Consider the following 20,666-nt stretch of genomic DNA (forward strand, 5'->3'; position numbering starts at 1 on the left):
CATACGTCTTCTCTGATATGTATCACTTTATTTTTGCGCTATAGGCAATAAGGTCGAACAATGATATCATTTTATATAGACTGAATATGACTATAATTTATGATAATTACCCATTTAATAGTAAAAAATGTTATAATTTTACAATATACCAATTTTATTTTTTGTATAGAAAAATAGAATTAGCACGCTATAAATGGTAAATTATATTATAGAGAAATGCGTAGAAATTTATGTAAATGTACTACAATTTAGAAATGAGGTTTATAAATATGGCTAGAAAAGTTGTGGTAGTAGATGACGAAAAACCAATTGCTGATATTTTAGAATTCAACTTAAAAAAAGAAGGCTATGAAGTATACTGTGCATACGACGGAAACGACGCAGTAGATTTAATATACGATGAAGAACCAGATATTGTCTTATTAGATATTATGTTACCTGGCCGTGATGGTATGGAAGTATGTCGCGAAGTCCGCAAAAAATACGAAATGCCAATTATCATGTTAACAGCAAAAGATTCTGAAATTGATAAAGTTTTAGGGCTAGAGCTTGGGGCTGATGACTACGTAACGAAACCATTTAGTACGCGTGAATTAATCGCACGTGTAAAAGCAAATTTACGCCGCCATTATTCACAACCAGCACAAGAAGTGAATGATGCGTCTAATGAAATTACAATCAAAGATATTGTTATCTACCCAGATGCGTATTCTATTAAAAAACGCGGTGCAGATATCGAATTAACACACCGTGAATTTGAGTTATTCCATTATTTATCTAAACATATGGGTCAGGTAATGACACGCGAACATTTATTACAAACGGTTTGGGGCTATGACTATTTTGGTGACGTACGTACAGTAGACGTAACAATTCGCCGCTTGCGTGAAAAAATTGAAGATGATCCATCTCATCCAGAATATATAGTGACACGCCGCGGTGTTGGATATTTCCTCCAACAACATGATTAGGGGATAGTGTTAAATGAAATGGCTTAAACATTTTCAATCGTTACACACGAAACTTGTTATTGTCTATGTATTGTTAATCGTAATCGGAATGCAGATAATCGGTTTATACTTTACCAATAGTCTAGAAAAAGAATTAACGCAAACATTTAAAAATAATATTTCGCAGTACGCGAAACAAATAGAAATCAATATTGAAAAAGTCTATGACGAAGATAACTCAGTTAATGCTCAAAAAGAAGTACAAAACTTATTAAATGAGTATGCGAATAGACAAGAAATAGAAGAAATCCGTTTTATTGATAAAGACCAAATTATTATGGCTACCTCGAAGCAGTCTACGCGTAGTCTAATTAATCAAAAAGCTAATGATAGTTCTATACAAAAAGCCTTATCTTTAGGGGAAATTAATAGCCATACGGTATTAAAAGACTATGGTAACGGTAAACAGCGTGTGTGGGTCTACAATTTACCAGTGAAGACATCAAACGACGGCACGATTGGTAATGTTTATATTGAAGCAGATATAAACGATGTTTATAACCAATTAAGTAATATCAATCAGATATTTATTGTTGGGACAGGTATCTCTCTTTTAATCACAGTTATATTAGGTTTCTTTATTGCGCGCACAATTACCAAACCAATTACAGATATGCGTAACCAAACGGTGGAAATGTCTAAAGGTAATTATACGCAACGTGTTAAAATATATGGTAATGACGAAATTGGTGAACTCGCGCTAGCCTTCAATAACCTTTCAAAACGAGTACAAGAAGCACAAGCAAATACTGAGAGTGAAAAACGCCGTTTAGACTCAGTTATTACACATATGAGTGACGGTATTATCGCAACCGATCGCCGTGGTCGTGTACGTATTGTGAACGACATGGCATTGACAATGATGGGCATGAAAAAAGAAGACATTATCGGTCATTATATGTTAAACATGCTTAAATTAGAAGAAGACTTCTCATTAGATGAAATCCAAGAAAACAACGATAGTTTCTTATTGGATATCAATGAAAGTGAAGGTATTATTGCACGTGTTAACTTCAGCACAATCATACAAGAAACTGGGTTCGTGACAGGTTATATTGCTGTGCTCCATGACGTTACGGAACAACAACAAGTTGAACAAGAACGCCGTGAATTCGTAGCAAATGTGTCACATGAACTACGTACGCCATTAACCTCAATGAATAGTTATATCGAGGCCTTAGAAAGCGGTGCATGGAAAGACGATGAATTAGCGCCACAATTCTTATCCGTCACACGTGAAGAAACAGAACGTATGATTCGACTTGTAAATGATTTACTACAATTATCTAAAATGGACAATGAATCAGACCAAATCACTAAAGAAATTGTCGACTTCAATATGTTTATCAATAAAATTATCAACCGTCATGAAATGTCTGCTAAAGACACGACATTTGTCCGTGAAATTCCAAATCAAACTATCTTTACAGAAATTGATCCAGATAAGATGACACAAGTGTTCGACAATGTGATTACCAACGCGATGAAATATTCACGTGGTGATAAACGCGTCGAGTTTCACGTGAAACAGAACGCGCTTTATAATCGTATGACAATTCGTGTTAAAGATAATGGTATTGGTATCCCTATTAACAAAGTAGATAAAATCTTTGATCGTTTCTACCGTGTGGATAAAGCCCGTACACGTAAAATGGGTGGTACAGGTCTAGGACTAGCGATTTCTAAAGAAATTGTCGAAGCGCACAATGGCCGTATCTGGGCGAATAGTGTAGAAGGACAAGGGACGTCAATCTTTATTACACTTCCATGTGAAGTACTAGAAGATGGTGATTGGGATGCAGAGTAAAGAGTTGATTAAATCTATCATACTGTTTCTTTTAGTATTGATGAGCGCTATTTTAACGTATATGACATGGAACTTTTCACCTGATTTAGCGAACGTGGATAAAGATGATAATAGTAAGAAAGAAGCAAAATCAAATACAATTGGTAAACCTTTAGACCAAGGGATGTCTCAAGTGGTTACGCCATATCAAGTCATTCACTCTAAAGGCGAAAACACAGAAGGTATGGAAGCAACACGTAGCAATGTTGAAGAAACAATTCAGCCGTTAAAAAACCACCGCGTTTTACATGCTGAACAAATGCACAGTAACCATAATTTAATTATTCCAGATTTAAGCGATGAATTTTTAGTATTAGACTTTACGTATGATATGCCGTTAGCCACATACTTAGGACAAGTTTTAAATATTAATGCTAAAGTACCAAACAACTTTAAATTTGATCGTCTTTTAATCGATAATAATCAAGATGGTAAGATTAAACTTTATGCTATTAGTAAAGATAGACATAACGTCGTACGCATGACCACGACGGTTAAAGCAGATAAATTTTCACAAGCGATGAAAAAACAACAACAACAAATGCAACCATACACAGAAATTATTACGAATAAAGATACTATCGATAAGGCAACACATATTTTTGCGCCTAAATCACCAAAAGGACAAAAATCTTATCACACGATTTTTAATCGAATTAGTGTAGATACAATGAATTCTATTCTATTTAATGATTCAGTTGTTGTACGTAGTTCAAGAAGTGGTTCAGTGACTTACAATAACAATACAGGCGTTGCAAATTACAACGATGAAACTGAAAAATATCGCTATACGAATCTTTCAGAAGATGAAGCTCGTTCAAATAATATGCAAGACAGTATGCCAAGTACCTATGCATATATCAATAATCACGGTGGTTTTACCGATGATTTCAGATTATTCCACACCGACAATAAACGTGGTGAATTGACATATCAAATGTTCTTAAATGGTCGACCAACATTTAACGATGACGATTTAAATACATTAAAAGTATCTTGGGGTAATAAAGGTATTTTTGGTTACGCACGTACACTATTAAAAGCCAATGTAACCATTGATAGTGGTGAAAAGGAAGTAGACTTGCCTGGTGCTGAAACGGTCCGTTCTGAACTAGCTAATAATCCTGAAATAGAATTCGAAAAGGTAACCAATATGACCATAGGTTACAGCATGGAAGATAAGAAAGATAACGGCGATATCGAAATTCAACGCAACAGTGAATTCAATCCACAATGGTATGTAGAGTACGATGGCCAATGGCTTGCATACAAAGATGGGGGGCTAGAATAAATGAACTGGAAACACACGAAAACCTTATTTATTTTTGTATTTATTCTAGTGAACATTAGCCTCATCATTATCTATATTGATAAAGTGAATAAATCACACATTAATGACAGCGCCGACGAAAACGCAGTTAACTTTAAACAAGAAAAAATTGAAATTCCTGATAACTTACCAACCGTTAAAAACATTAAAATGCAGTTGCTGACCGCGAGATCTAACGACTTTTCATCCTATGCTAAATCACGTTCACATGTAACGAGTGAAGATTCTGGTCAGAAAATCAAAGGTGATATTAACAATCCTATTGATGTTAGTAACGACCAATATACAGATTTAAAATCTTATGTTAAAGATAGTGTTTATAAAGGCAAAAATTATGAAATGAGTAAGATTGACGATGATCACGTCACATTCGAACAGACATACAACAATTTTCCAATAATGAATAATAGCAAAGCTAAACTTGAATTTAACATTAATGATGATGGCAAAGCTTCCAGCTATAGACAAACAGCCATGAAAACCATAGCACCTTCAGAAGGTGCCAATAATGATAAGAAACAAGTAAACACAGCTAGAAGCGCAATTGAAGCACTCTATTACAATCGTTACCTCAAACGCAACGATGAAGTGACCAACATCCGACTGGGTTACTACACCGTCGTTAAGGAGCCTAACGTTCAAGTATTAGAAGCCAATTGGGAAGTCAAAGTTAAGCATGCAAATGAGTTCAAGACATACTACGTCGAAGCCATATCAGATAGCCCGAAAATTATTGAAGAATAATAAGAGTGATATTTTTGTAGTTTTTGCAGCGTGATTAAAAACATTGTGCAGTAGTATCAATCAGTTTTATAAAACTTGTATTAACCACTGACGATAAGAGAGCGGATATACGAAATTAAACGCATCATTTTTGATTTCTATACCGCTCTTTTTCTATAAAAATAGAGAAGCGGCATTTTAAAAATGAGCTATTTTATTAAACAATAAACTCAGTTTAAGCATCAAAGTATGTTAAAATAGATTATTGTTAAATGATAATGTATGAATGTGCAAAAACACGAGACGATATCATGTTATAAAAATGAATTCAAAACACCTATAAATGGTGAAAAAGTGATAAGTACATATTTTAAAATTCATTTTAGCTATTATAAAAACATCAATAATTATACGGAAGGCATGCTAAGGGCACATAAACCGCAGACTGCCTTTAAGCATATAAGCAAATAGGTTTATTAGATTAGAAAGGGTGAATCGCTTGATACGGATGAGTGTATTAGCGAGTGGTAGTACAGGAAACGCCACTTATGTAGAAAGTGATAAAGGTAGTATCCTTGTCGATGCAGGCTTAACAGGTAAAAAAATGGAAGCACTATTTGGACAAATCGACAAACAAATTAAAAATTTAAATGGCATCTTAGTGACACATGAACATTCAGACCATATCAAAGGCCTCGGTGTCTTAGCACGTAAATACGGCTTGCCCATTTACGCAAACGAAAAAACATGGTCAGCGATTGAAAAGAAAGACAGTAAAATTCCAATGGATCAGAAATTCATTTTTAATCCATACGATACAAAATCTATTGCAGGATTCGATATCGAGTCCTTTAACGTATCTCATGATGCCATAGATCCACAATTCTATATTTTCCATAATAATTATAAAAAATTCACGATACTTACTGATACAGGCTACGTTTCAGACCGCATGAAAGGTATGATTCAAGGTAGCGACGCTTTCGTATTTGAAAGCAATCACGACGTTGATATGCTGCGCATGTGCGGTTATCCATGGAAAACCAAACAACGTATCCTAAGCGATATGGGACACGTATCCAACGAAGATGCAGGACATGCAATGACAGATGTCATAACAGGCAGCACCAAACGCATTTACCTATCCCATTTATCACAAGATAATAACATGAAAGACCTTGCCCGCATGAGCGTCGGCCAAGTCCTAAACGAACACGATATCGATACAGAAAAAGAAGTCCTCCTCTGCGACACAGACAAAGCACAAGCCACACCAATATATACACTATAGAAGCGCTTGGTCTCATAGGTTGTGGGACCTAGCGCTTCTTAATGCATTAGCCTCAGCTAATGTAAACCGTAGTTTAGTAGTGTTAACCAAAAAGTTTAGCGGCTCTTAATGCATTAGCCAAGGGCTAATGTAAACTGTAGTTTAGTAGGGTTAACCAAAAAGTTTAGCGGCTCTTAATGCATTAGCCTCAGCTAATGTAAACCATAGTTTAGTAGTATTAACCAAAAAGTTTAGCGGTTCTTAATGCGTTTGCCAAGGACTAATGTAAATTCATATAAGATGTAGGACATAGCATTTCTAAATGTAGCCAACAGCAAGTTGTTGTAATCTTAAATTTGGCATAAGTTTAGTGATTTTTTAAGTAACGAATATATATTTAGTATCTATACAAATAAAATATGATAGAAGTCTTAGTCTATATTCCAATGAGAGTATAGGCTATTTTGTGGTTAAGAAATTAAAACAAAAGATAATTGGAATATAAAATAATTTAAAGTAGGCTAATAACATAGTTATACATATATGCATTTATCTGATAATTTATAAACAGTGGATAACTTCGCTTATAGCAAGAATAACTCAGACAAAATGTAAAAAATACGTAAATTATGTGAATAAGTATGTAAGACACCCAGTAACTTATCCACTAAATTATGCAAAGTTATCCAGAGGTGTGCACAATTAATATAGAAGTACCCACATTATACACAGAGTTATCCACAAACAAACAAGTTATACACGTATAATTGTGAAAATAACGTAAATATTTTTAAATTATCGTATACATTCCTGTTATAATAAGAGGGAATAGTGTGAGTAAGTGAATAACTTGTGGATAAGTATAATAACTACTGATTCTTAAAGCTTTTACAGGAGGCAAATAATGAAAATTACTATACTTGCAGTAGGTAAATTAAAAGAAAAATACTGGAAACAAGCAATAGCTGAATACGAAAAAAGACTTAGTGCTTATTCAAAAATAGAAATTATAGAAGTACCAGATGAAAAAGCGCCTGAAAATATGAGTGATAAAGAAGTAGAACAAGTCAAAGAAAAAGAAGGCCAACGTTTACTAGCAAAAGTAAAACCACAATCTACAGTGGTAACTTTAGAAATTAAAGGGAACATGCTGACGTCTGAAGGATTAGCTAAAGAAATAGAAGGACGAATGACTAGAGGACAAAGCGACTTCACATTTATTATTGGCGGGTCCAATGGTTTACACCAGGACGTCTTAAACAGAAGCAATTACGCCTTGTCATTTAGTAAAATGACTTTTCCACACCAAATGATGCGCGTCATCTTAATTGAGCAAGTCTACCGTGCGTTTAAAATTATGCGAGGGGAAGCGTATCACAAATAAAACTAAAAAATAAGTTGCGAACAACTTAGAGGGTGGTTTAGAGATGGAAAGAGAAATAATAATTTCAATATGCTCAATTATTGTTGCGATTTTTGCATGTGCTGCAGCTATTATAACTGCCATATATACAAGAAAAGCATATATTACACAAAATAAAGGTTATATTGGTGTATATTGTGAAGGCTATTATATAGGTAAGTTTGTCAAAAAAATTGTAATTAAAAATTATGGTAATTCCCCAGCAAAAATTAATAAGATAAGTGTAAAAGGGATTGAAAATCAAGATTACTTAAAAAAATTTATTAATGCTCAAAAAGATAAAACATATATGCCTAATCAAATTTCGACGTGCATAATTTTACCTGATAACTATGACTTAGTAATCGAATTGGAATACAGTTATATAAGTATGAATAGAAATGAAACTCAATATTTGACTATTGATTTAAGCAATACGAATAAAGAATTATATACTATAGTTGAAAATGTAGGTAGCAAATTTGAAAATGAAATACTTACAGCATTAAATCAATTATTTAGTAAAATTTAAAAAGGAGTTAAAAAGCAATGTCATCAAATGAGATAGTAAGAAAATTATATTCAAAGGAAGATATTCGCATAGAATTAGAACTTACTCCACATAAATTCAATAAAAAAATGGATACAATTTCTAACCTTTTTAAAATTGATATGAAAAATTTTCACAATTACAAAGGCCAAGATATAAATAATCAATATACATTTAACGGCGTCGCAAAAGAATTAATAAAGGTGTTACTCAAAAGTATTGACTATTACCCAGTGGATATAAATTCCAAAAATTTTAAACAAAATGGAAAATCTAAAAAAGAGATGATTGAAAATATAAATGCCTCTAGTTACATGGAATATACATATCAGTTAATGAAATCTATCAATGAAATTAAATACAAAAGATTAATTGCAGACATACATATGAAAGATGTATATCAAAATACCAAAGCATGGTTAAGCATTGGTGAATCAATTAATAAAAAGGAACAAGAATTATACCAATATATGAAACCTTTGCCTTTACATAAAAGAATTGAGCTACAAAATGAAGTATTAAAATCTATAGATGAAACAATTTTTCAATTTATGGCAAAAGAGCATAGAAACAACCAAATTGAAGAAAATGATGAATTAGGGGCTTATATAAAAGGAATTAAAGAAGATAAGGATACAAAGAATGATTATGAATTGAATCACCTCTTATATAAGAAGAATCAATTACCTATAGATACTTTAATTAAAGATATGTGGGACTATGATGAAACAGAACATATTGAGCTTGATTGGTTAATTGTAGATATGTTGAAGCGTTCACAAAGAGCTGACGTTTATTTTAAAGAAAGTTTAGATAAGAAAAACAAATTGAGGAAAAATATACATAAAGATTCTATTAAAAATATATCTAAGTTGATTGATCATGAACTGCTAAAAAGTAACCATAGGTGGGACATATTATCTTTTTATAAAAGTTATCAGTTTTGGAATAATATCAAATTAAATCGAGATATCCAAAAATACAATGTTTTATATTATAAAAATAATAATTTAAGCATTGAAAATCAAAGTGCTATTATAAAGAAAATCAAAACGATAGAAGCCAATTTAGAAAATGCTAATAAACAATCGAGCTATTTAGACCATTTTTTACAAGCTAAATTTGATTTAGAAAAACTGGAAAGTGAATTAATGAAATATAATTTGAACCCAAAATATATAGATAAGATTAATGACGATTTTATAAGGTATGCTATCGAAGATGTACATAATGCAATTATTAAAATCGACAGATATATAAGCACTGATGAAGTGAATTTAAATTATTCAAATATTCAAATGGTTGTAAGAAATGAAATAAAGGAGCAAGGTAGTTTTTTTGTAACACAAACATTGAATACATTGTCAAAGGTAGAAGAATCTGACTGTCACTTCGATAATTTTATGGTAGGGCCTTTTGTCGAAAATTTTAAAAGAGCAATTAAAAATCGCAGATTTGGTATGAAAACCAAATAATCTTATTTATATAGAAGTTATAGCTAAGAGAAAATCAAAGTGATTTTTCAAACCCCATAAACGCTGTTATAAAAGCGTTTATGGGGTTTTTTCTTATTTCTTTTTTTTCAGATACTCAGATACTTCGGAAATTAATTTTGATAGATTAAACATTGTCGAGGCCAAGACAAATAAAAAATTAAAGCAAAAGTTAGCGCGCAACTTTCTGCTATAAAGGAGCAGATTTATATGGAGACAAGAGACAAACTGATGTCATTGACTCAAAGTGACAAAACACAGCAATGGTTAATGGACAAATCATCTAACCAAACTGATGTTCAACAATTGCAGCAACAATTCAGCCAGCAGTTAGATCAAAAATATAATGCACTTTTAGCTGATGAACAAGCTAAGTTAGACCAATATGTGGAAGTACATCAAGGATTGGAAGCATTAAAGAAAGAGATTGAATCGGAACCCATTATGCTTAATATCGATAAATTACCCGATGTAAAATCAACAATGCTTGAAAAGGCTAAGAACGATGAACATTCTGATAAAATCGAACAGTTATTTGATAGATTAGATCATTCATTAAATGGAACGTATCGATTATATACACAATTATCGTTGATAGGTACACGAACACATCGAATCACAACTAAAAATTTTAATCTTCAGGGCTTACCTAAAGCAGTCCAACGCACAATTTTACCTTCAAAATATAAGAAGGTGTATACAGTTGACTTTAAATCATTTGAGCCATCAGTTGTAGCATACATGACCCAAGATTCAAAACTGATTGACTTTTTGAATCAGAAAGACGGACTGTATGACGCATTACTAAGTGAATTAGAATTACAAGATGAGCAACGAGTACTTGTTAAACGTGCATTTATTGGTTCGTTTCTATTTGGCGGCAACTTCGATAGCCCTAAATTCAAGTTGAAACAATATGTAAGTGAAGTGCAATGGTTGGATGCGGTCAGCCAATTTACAAAAGTCATTGAACTTAAGAAACAAATCGAAGAGCATAAAACCATGCCTATGCCCTACGGCATTGAACATGATATGAGCGCATTTCAAGGTAGCAGTATTATGGCATTTTATGTACAAACTGTAGCGAGTTATATTTTCAAACACATTCTATTGGAAGTGTACAGAGCACAATGCGAACAAAAAACGTTTAAAATTATTGTACCCATACACGATGCGATTATGATTGAATGTGATGATGAAGTAACTGCACGTGATGTTGCTCAGCTAATGAAAAGTACAGCTAACCAGTTGTTCAATGATGAATTTGCACATGTGACAGTGGAAGAACTGGGAGGTGAAGGCCATGAATAATGATAGAGGACAAAGTTTACAAATACCAAATAGCACACCACTCAAAGAAAATTATATATATGTAGCTACGTTATATTCTGTGAGAGAAACAAATTTCTCAGGTGATGTGAAACATCAATTCACATATGAAATTGAAGTGAATAATCAGATCGTATATGTGAATCGTAATATCTCAACACAAAAGACAGCTAAGCAGTTGTCAATCAATGATTGGCTTAAACGTCACAGTAATTATAGCTCCACTCATGAGAATTATGACCCTTACATTGATAGAAAGCATTTAATCCATGTAGGTTGCTTTAACGGTAATTACTATGTACAAGATGTAGCATCATTAAATGAAGATGGAGGATTATTATAATGAACCATATATTACAAATGTTATCTAAGCTATTAAGTGTGGCTAAGGAGGCAATCGACCGTCAAGGTCTGATTGCTATCCTAACAAGTAGTATTGGAAATGATGAAATGGATAATTCTGAACAAGCTATAACGGTGTATAACGAGCTTATCGATAAGCTACAGCTTAACATTCCTAAAGATGTCGACTATAGACCTAACATATACAGTTATTTTGGCATTCAAAAAAAGCCAAATGACACAATATTAGTGGAAATGATGATAAGTATTTTTCATATCAAGCGTTTTGATTCAGAGTTGTTTATTTTCAAAGATATAGGTTGGCAAAAGGTAAATGAAGATGAATTGCAAGGGTTGATATCTAAAATGATACACGTGTTGTTGGTAGATTATAAACCTTCACTAAGTACTTTGACAAATATAGTGAATGGCTTACAAAAATCAACAGATGTAGAAGAACTTGTTGAGAATAAACAATACATTGGTTGTGGTAGAACCATGTTCAATCTGAATACATTTGAAGTAGTGGGAAATTGCATAGAAATTTTCCCAAAAACACGCTTGAATTTGGCAGTAGATAAAAGTGATGTCATCACTGACAAGATACCACCGTATTTTAATGAATATATGCTAGAACTTGCTAATTTCGATTCTGATTTACAATACTTTCTTTTCCAACATACAGCGGTGTTACTCACTGCAGATACTAAACTACGTCGTGGACTTGTTTTGTATGGAACTGCAAAAAATGGGAAATCGGTCTATATCAAATTAGTTAAGTCATTCTTTTATAGTAATGATATCGTATCTAAAACACTTAATGAACTTGGCGGGCGTTTCGATAAGGAAAGCCTAATTGGTAAACGAATTATGGCAAGTGATGAAGTGGGGAAAGCTAATGTTGATGAAGCAACTGTGAATGATTTCAAAAAATTACTATCTGTTGAACCAATTCATGCTGACCGTAAAGGAAGAACGCAAGTAGAAGTTACGTTAGATTTAAAACTCATTTTTAATACGAATGCTGTACTCAATTTTCCATCATCCCATGCAAAAGCATTAGAGCGTAGAATGGCTGTTATTCCATGTGAATATTATGTTGAAAAAGCTGACCCTGACTTAATTGAAAAGTTACAGGATGAAAAGAAAGAAATCTTTCTTTACTTGATGTATGTGTATAAGCAAATTGTAAAAAATGATATTGAGTACCTCCAAAATGATCGTGTTACTGAAATTTCTCATGATTGGTTAAATTTTGGATATGAATTTGTTTCTAGTAAATCAGCAAGTATTGCAAATCAGAAAGCGTGTATTAATTTACTCAGAAAACTTATAGAAATCAAACCAGGATCACGAATCAAAGTATCCGAGTTAAATAAAGTTATTAATGAAGAAATAAAGGTGAGTTCTCAGGTTATTAAACAGTTAATTCAAGCAAACTTTGATACTCAAACCAAACTATACAATGGCTACGATTATTGGATTGATTTAGGTTGGAAAGAAACTGATAAAAAAGATGACATGATTTCATTCGATAAAAATGAGAATGTAACAGATGATGAGTTTTTATACGAAGATGATTTGAACTTAGGTTGGGAGGACTTTGACGATGAATAATGAACAAATTGAAGCATTTGTAGAAGTGCTTGTGCCTATCATAGAAGAACGTATCAATCAAGGTAAGTAATCTAATTACGTACTACAGGCAACTGCCTGTAGTACTCATATAATTAAGTGGTAAAAGTGATAAAAATGAAACGAAATTATAAATATATATTATTCATATGATGTTACAAGACCGATGGTCTGTAGCAATAATCTAATAAAAGGAGCGGTATGATATGAAGGGTAAAATTGCACTTTATTCACGCGTTAGTACGTCAGAGCAGTCGGAGCATGGGTACTCAATCCATGAGCAAGAACAAGTACTCATCAAAGAGGTTGTGAAAAACTATCCAGGTTATGACTATGAAACTTATATCGATTCTGGTATATCAGGTAAAAATATTGAAGGTCGACCAGCAATGAAACGTCTATTACAAGATGTTAAGGATAATAAAATCGAAATGGTGTTAAGTTGGAAATTGAATCGTATCTCACGCTCAATGAGAGACGTTTTTAATATTATTCATGAATTCAAAGAGCATGGGGTAGGATATAAATCGATTTCTGAGAATATTGATACATCCAATGCATCTGGAGAAGTGCTTGTTACTATGTTTGGTCTTATAGGATCAATCGAACGTTCAACACTCATCAGTAACGTCAAGATGTCGATGAATGCCAAAGCACGTAGTGGAGAGGCTATTACAGGTAGAGTTTTAGGCTACAAGTTATCACTTAACCCACTTACTCAGAAGAATGATTTAGTTATTGATGAAAATGAAGCTAACATTGTTCGAGAAATATTCGATTTGTACTTAAATCATAATAAAGGACTTAAGGCAATTACAACAGTACTGAACAAAAAAGGATATCGTACCATCAACAAAAAGCCATTTTCGGTTTTTGGTGTCAAATATATTCTGAACAACCCTGTTTATAAAGGTTATGTCAGATTCAATAATCATCAAAACTGGTCAGTTCAACGAAGAAGTGGTAAAAGTGACGAAAATGATGTGATATTGGTCAAAGGAAAACATGAAGCCATTATAAGTGAAGAAGTATTTGATCAAGTTCATGAGAAATTAGCATCTAAAAGTTTTAAACCAGGCAGACCTATTGGCGGAGATTTTTACCTTCGTAGCCTTATTAAATGCCCAGAATGCGGAAATAATATGGTATGTCGACGGACTTATTATAAAACGAAAAAGTCCAAAGAACGGACAATCAAGCGTTATTACATTTGTTCCTTATTCAATCGTTCAGGGAGTTCTGCATGTCACAGTAATGCCATCAATGCTGAAGTCGTCGAGCGTGTAATTAATGTTCATTTGAATCGTATTCTGTCTCAACCAGATATTATCAAGCAGATTGCGTCAAATGTGATAGAAGAACTGAAACAAAAGCATAGTAACCAAACAGAAATTAAATATGACATTGATAGTTTAGAAAAACAAAAAGCTAAGCTTAAAACACAACAAGAACGATTGTTAGAATTGTTCTTAGATGATCAAATGGATAGCGAAATGTTAAAAGCAAAACAAAGTCAGATGAATGGACAACTAAAGATGCTAGATAAGCAAATTAAAGAAGCGCAACAAGCTACTGAATCACAAGATGAAGTACCAAATTTTGATAAACTGAAAAGCCGTTTAACCATGATGATTAGCCGATTTAGTGTCTACTTAAGGGAAGCTACACCAGAAGCAAAAAATCAACTTATGAAGATGTTGATTGATTCTATTGAAATTACTACAGATAAAAAAGTGAAACTCGTACGGTATAAAATTGACGAAAGTCTTATCCCTCAATCTTTGAAAAAAGATTGGGGGTCTTTTTTTATGCCCAAAATTCACTTTATTATTTATGGTACACAGAAATATTCTATCGACAAAATTACCACTTTTGCCACTTTGTCATAAGTGATAAAAGTGAATGAAATGAACAGAAAATTAAATTTATATTATAAAAATGATGTAGCAAGTAATTACATCATTACACATTATAGGAGGTCATAACAATGACAATAGAACTACAACTCAAACACTATATAACCAATTTATTCAACCTACCAAAAGGTGAAAAGTGGGAATGTGAATCTATCGAGGAAATCGCTGATGATATTCTACCTGAACAATACGTTAGACTTGGGCCGCTTAGTAATAAAACACTTCAAACTAATACCTATTACTCTGACACACTTCACGAAAACAACCTCTATCCTTTCATTCTCTACTATCAGAAACAACTCATAGCTATCGGATATATCGATGAAAATCATGATATGGATTTCTTATATCTACACAACACCATCATGCCCCTTTTGGATCAACGATACTTACTAACAGGAGGAGAATAGTATGCATAAATATATCAAAATCACACAATTAGTCATCACAATCCTAAGCGAAATCATTACATGGATGAAAGAATCAGAACGAAAGGAGATATCTTATGAATAGATACATGACACGCGGCATTGCCAATAACTTACCTATTACCTTACAACACCAATTATGGCAAATTGTAGCACAACGTGAAAACGAACAGTCCGAGGAATTAGAAGCAATAGATTACTTTCATATCTTTCAGTTCAACATGCACAATAACCAATTATATTTCCAACACAAGCAAGAACGTCCTGAGTACATCAGAATTCATAAAGCTAATTATTCAAAAACTATCAGTATGAATAAGGTCTACATTATCCGCGAAGATGATGTAGACCTTTCTTATTATGTGATGTTATTACCGGAAGAATACTAGAGGAGAGAATATTACATGGAAACAATAAAAAGTACATTAGAAACAGAGGCCATATTCAGCGATGACCAACAACATCGCTATATACTTAAGAAAACATGGGAAAGTGAAAAACAAACAATTACGATCATTACAATGTATCCACATTATGATGGCATTCTCAATATTGATCTAACAACTCAACTCATAATAAACAAAGTTTCAGAAATGAAAACATTTGGTTCAATCAATTTTGTGAATCTATACTCTAATATTACAACCCCTATCAATCTCAAACATTTAGAAAACGCATATGATAAGCATACAGATATTCAAATTATGAAGGCCGTGAAAGAATCGGATGAAGTGATATTAGCATGGGGTGCTTACGCTAAAAAACCCGTCGTCGAAGCACGTGTTAATGAAGTATTAGAAATGTTGAAACCACATAAGAAGAAAGTGAAACAACTCGTAAATCCAGCAACCAATGAAATCATGCATCCCCTTAATCCAAAAGCACGAAGTAAGTGGACATATAAGTAATATTAATAAATAATACTAGCTAATTTTCAAAAATAATTGTAGAAAAGCGTAGCAAAATAGATTAATATAATATTGATGCATTTAAACGATACAGATACTTTGATAGAAAATAAATAATATTGCTGTATAATGAGAGTGGAGCCTGGGAGATGATAAGTTGTCCCAGGCATTTTTAATGTATTAGCAGACAATGACTGAATTGAAAATACGCTTCTATCAAGATTGTTTCAACTTTGGTAGAAGCCCTAGTATTGAAACGTTCGTATGTAGAGTATCATAGCGATTTAAATAAAGTTATCTTTAATGACCTTAAAGATAACTTTATTTTTTGCTATATGTGGCTTGTTAAAAAATTGCGAATTCCACTTAATTAACGAGATTCTATTAGCATATATTTATAAAATTTTATTACTTTTTGTGAACGAATTAATAATTTTTAGTTTGAAATTTATTTGAAAACTTACAATAAAGGTGTATAATCAAAATTGTACAAATCAAAATTGTGGAGGGTATTATGGAAGAAACAATTGATTTAAATAAACTATTTGGAATATTAAAAAAAAATATGAAATATTTAATAATTTTACCGATAGTTTTTCTTGTTTTAAGTATGGTAATGACATTTTTATTTATGACACCTAAATATTCTTCTTCTACACAAGTACTTGTTAACCAAAAAGAAACAGACAGCGAAATGATGGCTCAACAAGTGCAATCCGACTTACAACTAGTCAATACATACTCAGAAATTATTAAAAGTCCAAGAATATTAGACAAAGTATCTAAAAATTTAAAGGGTAAGTATTCTAGTAAAGAAATTGAAGGCATGCTCACAGTTAGCAATCAAGCAGAATCACAAATTTTAAACATAACTGTTGAAAATGAAAGTCGTGAAGCAGCGGGTAAAGTTGCTAATGAAATAGCGAACGTCTTTAGTAAAGATGTTAATAAAATTATGAACGTAGATAATGTTTCTATTCTTTCTAAAGCAGATAATAATGGGAATAAAGTTTCACCTAAACCGTTTACAAATGCAGTGGTCGGTGTTTTTTTAGGCTTAATTATCGCACTTGTTATAATATTCTTGAAAGAAATCTTAGATAAGAGAATAAAAACGGAAGAAGATGTAGAAGAATTATTGGATTTACCAGTATTAGGCACTATACAAGACTTTAGTAAATAAGGGGAGGTAAGAATATGGCTAAAAATGAAAATGTAAAACCACTTATTACAGCAGATAAACCTAAATCAGTAATAAGTGAAAAATTCAGAGGTATTCGTACGAACATTTTATTCTCGACAGCGGATAACGATGTTCAAACTGTCGTAGTTACTTCTGAAAAACCATCAGCTGGCAAATCAACAATTTCTGCTAACGTTGCAATCACATATGCACAAGCTGGATATAAGACATTGTTGATAGATGGAGATATGAGAAAACCGACACAGCATTATATGTTTAGTACGACGAACATTGATGGTTTGTCAAATTTAATCATTAATAAAACAGATTATTCTAAAGCAATTCATAAGACAGATATTTCAGGTTTGGATCTAATTACAGCGGGTCCGATTCCACCAAATCCTTCAGAATTAATAGGTTCAGAAAACTTATTAGAAATATTTCAATATGTAAAAAAAGAATATGATTTTATTATTATTGATACGTCTCCAGTAAATACCGTAACAGATGCACAGTTGTTCTCTGAAATTGCTAAATATGTTGTTTATGTAGTAGATGTACAAAAAAATGATCGAAACGCAGTGAAAAAAGGTAAAGAACTCATTGAAAAAGCGGGTGCAAAAATTTTAGGAGTTGTGTTAAATAAAGCGCCTAAAGATAAATCATCTAGTTATTATTATTACTACGGGAAAGATGAAAAATGATTGACATCCATAATCATGTTTTAGTAGGATTTGACGATGGGCCGCAATCTTTAGATGTAACCATTGCTTTATTAAAGCAAGCAAGAGCACAAGGGATTAAAGGTATTGTTGTAACACCACATCATTTACACCCTAGATATGACAATATATTTACTGATGTAGAATGGGGAATTAATAAGCTACAACATAATCAACAAATCAAAGACTTAGAAATCCAATTATATGCTGGTCAAGAAATCAGGATAACTGACCAAATATTGGATGATATAGAGCAACATAAAGTTAAAGGCATTAACGGATCTAAATATCTTCTAATAGAATTACCTTCTAATTCAGTACCTCACTACACCAAGAATCTTCTGTATGAAATTCAAACTAAAGGTTTTGTTCCGATAATAGCGCATCCTGAGCGTAATAAATCAATTGCTAAAGATATTAATTTACTTTATGAATTAATAAATAATGGTGCGTTAAGTCAAATCACTGCTTCATCTTTAACAGGTGAGCTTGGTAAAAATATACAAAAATTATCTATACAAATGTTAGAACACAATTTAGTACATTTTGTTGCTTCAGATGCACATCATTCAGAAAGTAGACCATTTAGTTTGGATGCTTTGTTTAGCACGCCTAAATTAAAAAATATTGAATCTGTTATAAGCGTGTTACTAAATAATAATGAGTCAATGATTCAAGACAAGAGTGTGGTTATGGGAAGACCCATTGAATTTAAGAGGAATAAATTTTTTGGTCTATTTTAATTAAAGAAATCGGGGAATGAGAATTGAAATATATATCAATTAAGCAAAGACTTATAATGTTGTTGTTCATAGACTCAATAATTGTAACTTTTTCAGTGTTTTTAGGATATTACATCTTAGAACCCTTTTTTAAAGGCTACTCAATTAACGTATTGATTTTATCATCATTCATCTTACTTATATCGCATCATGTATTCGCTCAAATCTTTGATTTGTATCATAGAGCCTGGGAATATGCGAGTATTAGTGAATTAATATTAATCGTTAAAGCAGTTACAAGTTCCATCGTTGCTACAGGGATAATTGTTCCAATATTTACACAACAAGCACCTTTTTTACGATTGTATTTTATAACTTGGATGATGCACTTATTGTTAATCGGTGGGTCAAGGTTGTCTTGGAGAATATATAGAAAGACATTTATTAGTAAAGAAGGTAAAAAGAAACCAACTCTTATAGTAGGTGGCGGTAGAGGTGGTTCATTACTTATTCGTCAAATGATGAATACACCATATATGGGAATGGAACCAGTTCTAGTAGTAGATGATGATTCAAATAAACAAAAAATGTCTATCACATCTGGCGTTAAAGTTCAAGGTTACGTTACAGATATACCAGAATTAGTAAAGAAATTTAATATTAAAAAAATCATCATTGCGATTCCGACACTTTCACAACAGAGATTAAGAGAAATCAATAAGTTGTGTGAAGGTGCAAATGTAGAAGTATTTAAAATGCCTAACATAGAAAATGTTATGTCAGGTGAAATTGAAGTTAATCAATTGAAAAAAGTAGAGGTTGAAGATTTACTAGAAAGAGATCCAGTAGAGCTAGATATGGTATCCATTTCAAAAGAACTAACACACAAAACGATACTTGTAACAGGAGCAGGTGGATCAATCGGTTCTGAAATATGTAGACAAGTATGTAAGTTCACACCAGATAGAATCATGCTACTTGGTCATGGAGAGAATAGTATATATCACATTCATCAAGAACTTACTGGACTATATAAAGAAGAAATAGAAGTCATACCCATTATTGCAGACGTTCAAGATAAAGAGCGTATGAAAGAAGTCATGCAAGCTTATAAACCATACGTTGTTTATCATGCAGCAGCACATAAACACGTACCATTAATGGAGTATAACCCACAAGAAGCAATTAAGAATAATGTTTTAGGAACAAGAAATACAGCAGAAGCAGCTAAATTAGCAGAAGTAAGTAAATTTGTAATGGTATCAACAGATAAAGCCGTAAATCCACCAAACGTTATGGGTGCTTCTAAACGATTAGCAGAAATGGTCATACAAAGTATGAACAATGAAACAAGTAAGACGGACTTCGTAGCAGTACGATTTGGAAATGTGCTTGGTTCAAGAGGATCAGTAATACCATTATTTAAGAGGCAAATAGAAGCGGGCGGCCCAGTAAAAGTGACTCACCCAGATATGACAAGATACTTTATGACGATACCAGAAGCGTCAAGATTAGTATTACAAGCTGGAGCATTAGCAACAGGTGGAGAAGTATTCGTGCTAGATATGGGCAAACGGGTTAAGATTGTTGATTTAGCTAAAAACCTTATCAGACTAAGTGGTTATAATGAAGAAGATATAGGTATTGAATTTAGTGGTATTAGACCAGGTGAAAAATTATTTGAAGAATTGTTGAATAAAGATGAAATACATCCGGAGCAAGTGTATGAGAAGATTTATCGAGGGAAAGTCAAAGAAATTGAAATAAATGAAGTTAATACATATATAAATGAAATACTAAGTGTTAAAGGTGATATTAAAAAGAAAACAATAAAAATAGCTAATAGGAAGTTTTAAA

General features: G+C 32.5%; 19 protein-coding genes. All 19 read left to right on the forward strand.

Annotated features, from left to right (window positions below):
* Positions 1-269: 269 nt before the first annotated feature.
* The 19 genes from yycF to BJG89_RS00205 all read left to right on the forward strand — a co-directional run bounded on the left by yycF (position 270) and on the right by BJG89_RS00205 (position 20,665).
* Positions 270-971, forward strand: coding sequence for a response regulator YycF (gene yycF / locus BJG89_RS00115; protein WP_096807959.1), 702 nt, complete (start codon positions 270-272; stop codon positions 969-971).
* 13 nt (positions 972-984) lie between these two features.
* A complete protein-coding gene (gene walK / locus BJG89_RS00120) occupies positions 985-2,817 on the forward strand; it encodes a cell wall metabolism sensor histidine kinase WalK (protein ID WP_096807960.1) in 1,833 nt (610 codons plus the stop codon).
* Entirely contained in the window at positions 2,807-4,147 is a 1,341-nt protein-coding gene (locus BJG89_RS00125; RefSeq protein ID WP_096807961.1) for a YycH family regulatory protein, read from the forward strand. The genes walK and BJG89_RS00125 overlap by 11 nt, the downstream gene beginning before the upstream one ends.
* Positions 4,148-4,930, forward strand: a complete 783-nt coding sequence (locus BJG89_RS00130; RefSeq protein WP_096807962.1) for a two-component system regulatory protein YycI — start codon at positions 4,148-4,150, stop codon at positions 4,928-4,930.
* 469 nt (positions 4,931-5,399) lie between these two features.
* Positions 5,400-6,200: an MBL fold metallo-hydrolase gene (locus BJG89_RS00135; RefSeq protein WP_096807963.1), complete on the forward strand. Its 801-nt coding sequence runs from the start codon at positions 5,400-5,402 to the stop codon at positions 6,198-6,200.
* 883 nt (positions 6,201-7,083) lie between these two features.
* Positions 7,084-7,563 carry a 23S rRNA (pseudouridine(1915)-N(3))-methyltransferase RlmH gene (gene rlmH / locus BJG89_RS00140; RefSeq protein ID WP_096807964.1) on the forward strand — a complete coding sequence of 160 codons (480 nt, stop codon included), beginning with the start codon at positions 7,084-7,086 and terminating at the stop codon, positions 7,561-7,563.
* A gap of 43 nt (positions 7,564-7,606) precedes the next feature.
* Positions 7,607-8,113 (forward strand): hypothetical protein, encoded by a 507-nt coding sequence (locus BJG89_RS00145; protein WP_019469178.1) that lies wholly within the window; start codon positions 7,607-7,609, stop codon positions 8,111-8,113.
* Between the two features lie 17 nt (positions 8,114-8,130).
* Positions 8,131-9,606 carry a DUF6038 family protein gene (locus BJG89_RS00150; protein WP_096807965.1) on the forward strand — a complete coding sequence of 492 codons (1,476 nt, stop codon included), beginning with the start codon at positions 8,131-8,133 and terminating at the stop codon, positions 9,604-9,606.
* Positions 9,607-9,834: 228 nt separating this feature from the next.
* On the forward strand, positions 9,835-10,935 hold the full coding sequence (locus BJG89_RS00155) for a DNA polymerase (protein ID WP_096807966.1): 1,101 nt from the start codon (positions 9,835-9,837) through the stop codon (positions 10,933-10,935).
* On the forward strand, positions 10,928-11,296 hold the full coding sequence (locus tag BJG89_RS00160; RefSeq protein WP_069820762.1) for a hypothetical protein: 369 nt from the start codon (positions 10,928-10,930) through the stop codon (positions 11,294-11,296). The genes BJG89_RS00155 and BJG89_RS00160 overlap by 8 nt, the downstream gene beginning before the upstream one ends.
* Positions 11,296-12,912, forward strand: a complete 1,617-nt coding sequence (locus BJG89_RS00165) for a DUF5906 domain-containing protein (protein WP_096807967.1) — start codon at positions 11,296-11,298, stop codon at positions 12,910-12,912. The genes BJG89_RS00160 and BJG89_RS00165 overlap by 1 nt, the downstream gene beginning before the upstream one ends.
* 224 nt (positions 12,913-13,136) lie before the next feature.
* Positions 13,137-14,819, forward strand: coding sequence for a cassette chromosome recombinase CcrC (gene ccrC, locus BJG89_RS00170; protein WP_096807968.1), 1,683 nt, complete (start codon positions 13,137-13,139; stop codon positions 14,817-14,819).
* A 98-nt stretch (positions 14,820-14,917) separates the two neighbouring features.
* Positions 14,918-15,256: an SAUGI family uracil-DNA glycosylase inhibitor gene (locus BJG89_RS00175; RefSeq protein ID WP_096807969.1), complete on the forward strand. Its 339-nt coding sequence runs from the start codon at positions 14,918-14,920 to the stop codon at positions 15,254-15,256.
* Positions 15,257-15,351: 95 nt separating this feature from the next.
* The gene (locus BJG89_RS00180; RefSeq protein ID WP_096807970.1) at positions 15,352-15,663 is read left to right on the forward strand and encodes a DUF960 family protein; all 312 of its coding nucleotides are present in this window, start codon (positions 15,352-15,354) and stop codon (positions 15,661-15,663) included.
* Positions 15,664-15,678: 15 nt separating this feature from the next.
* Positions 15,679-16,182, forward strand: coding sequence for a DUF1643 domain-containing protein (locus tag BJG89_RS00185; RefSeq protein WP_096807971.1), 504 nt, complete (start codon positions 15,679-15,681; stop codon positions 16,180-16,182).
* A gap of 514 nt (positions 16,183-16,696) precedes the next feature.
* On the forward strand, positions 16,697-17,365 hold the full coding sequence (locus BJG89_RS00190; RefSeq protein WP_096807972.1) for a Wzz/FepE/Etk N-terminal domain-containing protein: 669 nt from the start codon (positions 16,697-16,699) through the stop codon (positions 17,363-17,365).
* A 14-nt stretch (positions 17,366-17,379) separates the two neighbouring features.
* Complete coding sequence (locus BJG89_RS00195) at positions 17,380-18,069, forward strand: polysaccharide biosynthesis tyrosine autokinase (protein ID WP_096807973.1); 690 nt, start codon at positions 17,380-17,382, stop codon at positions 18,067-18,069.
* Positions 18,066-18,830 (forward strand): tyrosine-protein phosphatase, encoded by a 765-nt coding sequence (locus BJG89_RS00200; protein ID WP_096807974.1) that lies wholly within the window; start codon positions 18,066-18,068, stop codon positions 18,828-18,830. Before BJG89_RS00195 ends, BJG89_RS00200 begins: the two co-directional genes overlap by 4 nt.
* A 23-nt stretch (positions 18,831-18,853) precedes the next feature.
* Positions 18,854-20,665, forward strand: a complete 1,812-nt coding sequence (locus BJG89_RS00205; RefSeq protein ID WP_096807975.1) for a polysaccharide biosynthesis protein — start codon at positions 18,854-18,856, stop codon at positions 20,663-20,665.
* The last annotated feature ends 1 nt before the right edge of the window (position 20,666 follow it).

Source organism: Staphylococcus nepalensis (genome assembly GCF_002442935.1).
Classification (GTDB): Bacteria; Bacillota; Bacilli; order Staphylococcales; family Staphylococcaceae; genus Staphylococcus; species Staphylococcus nepalensis.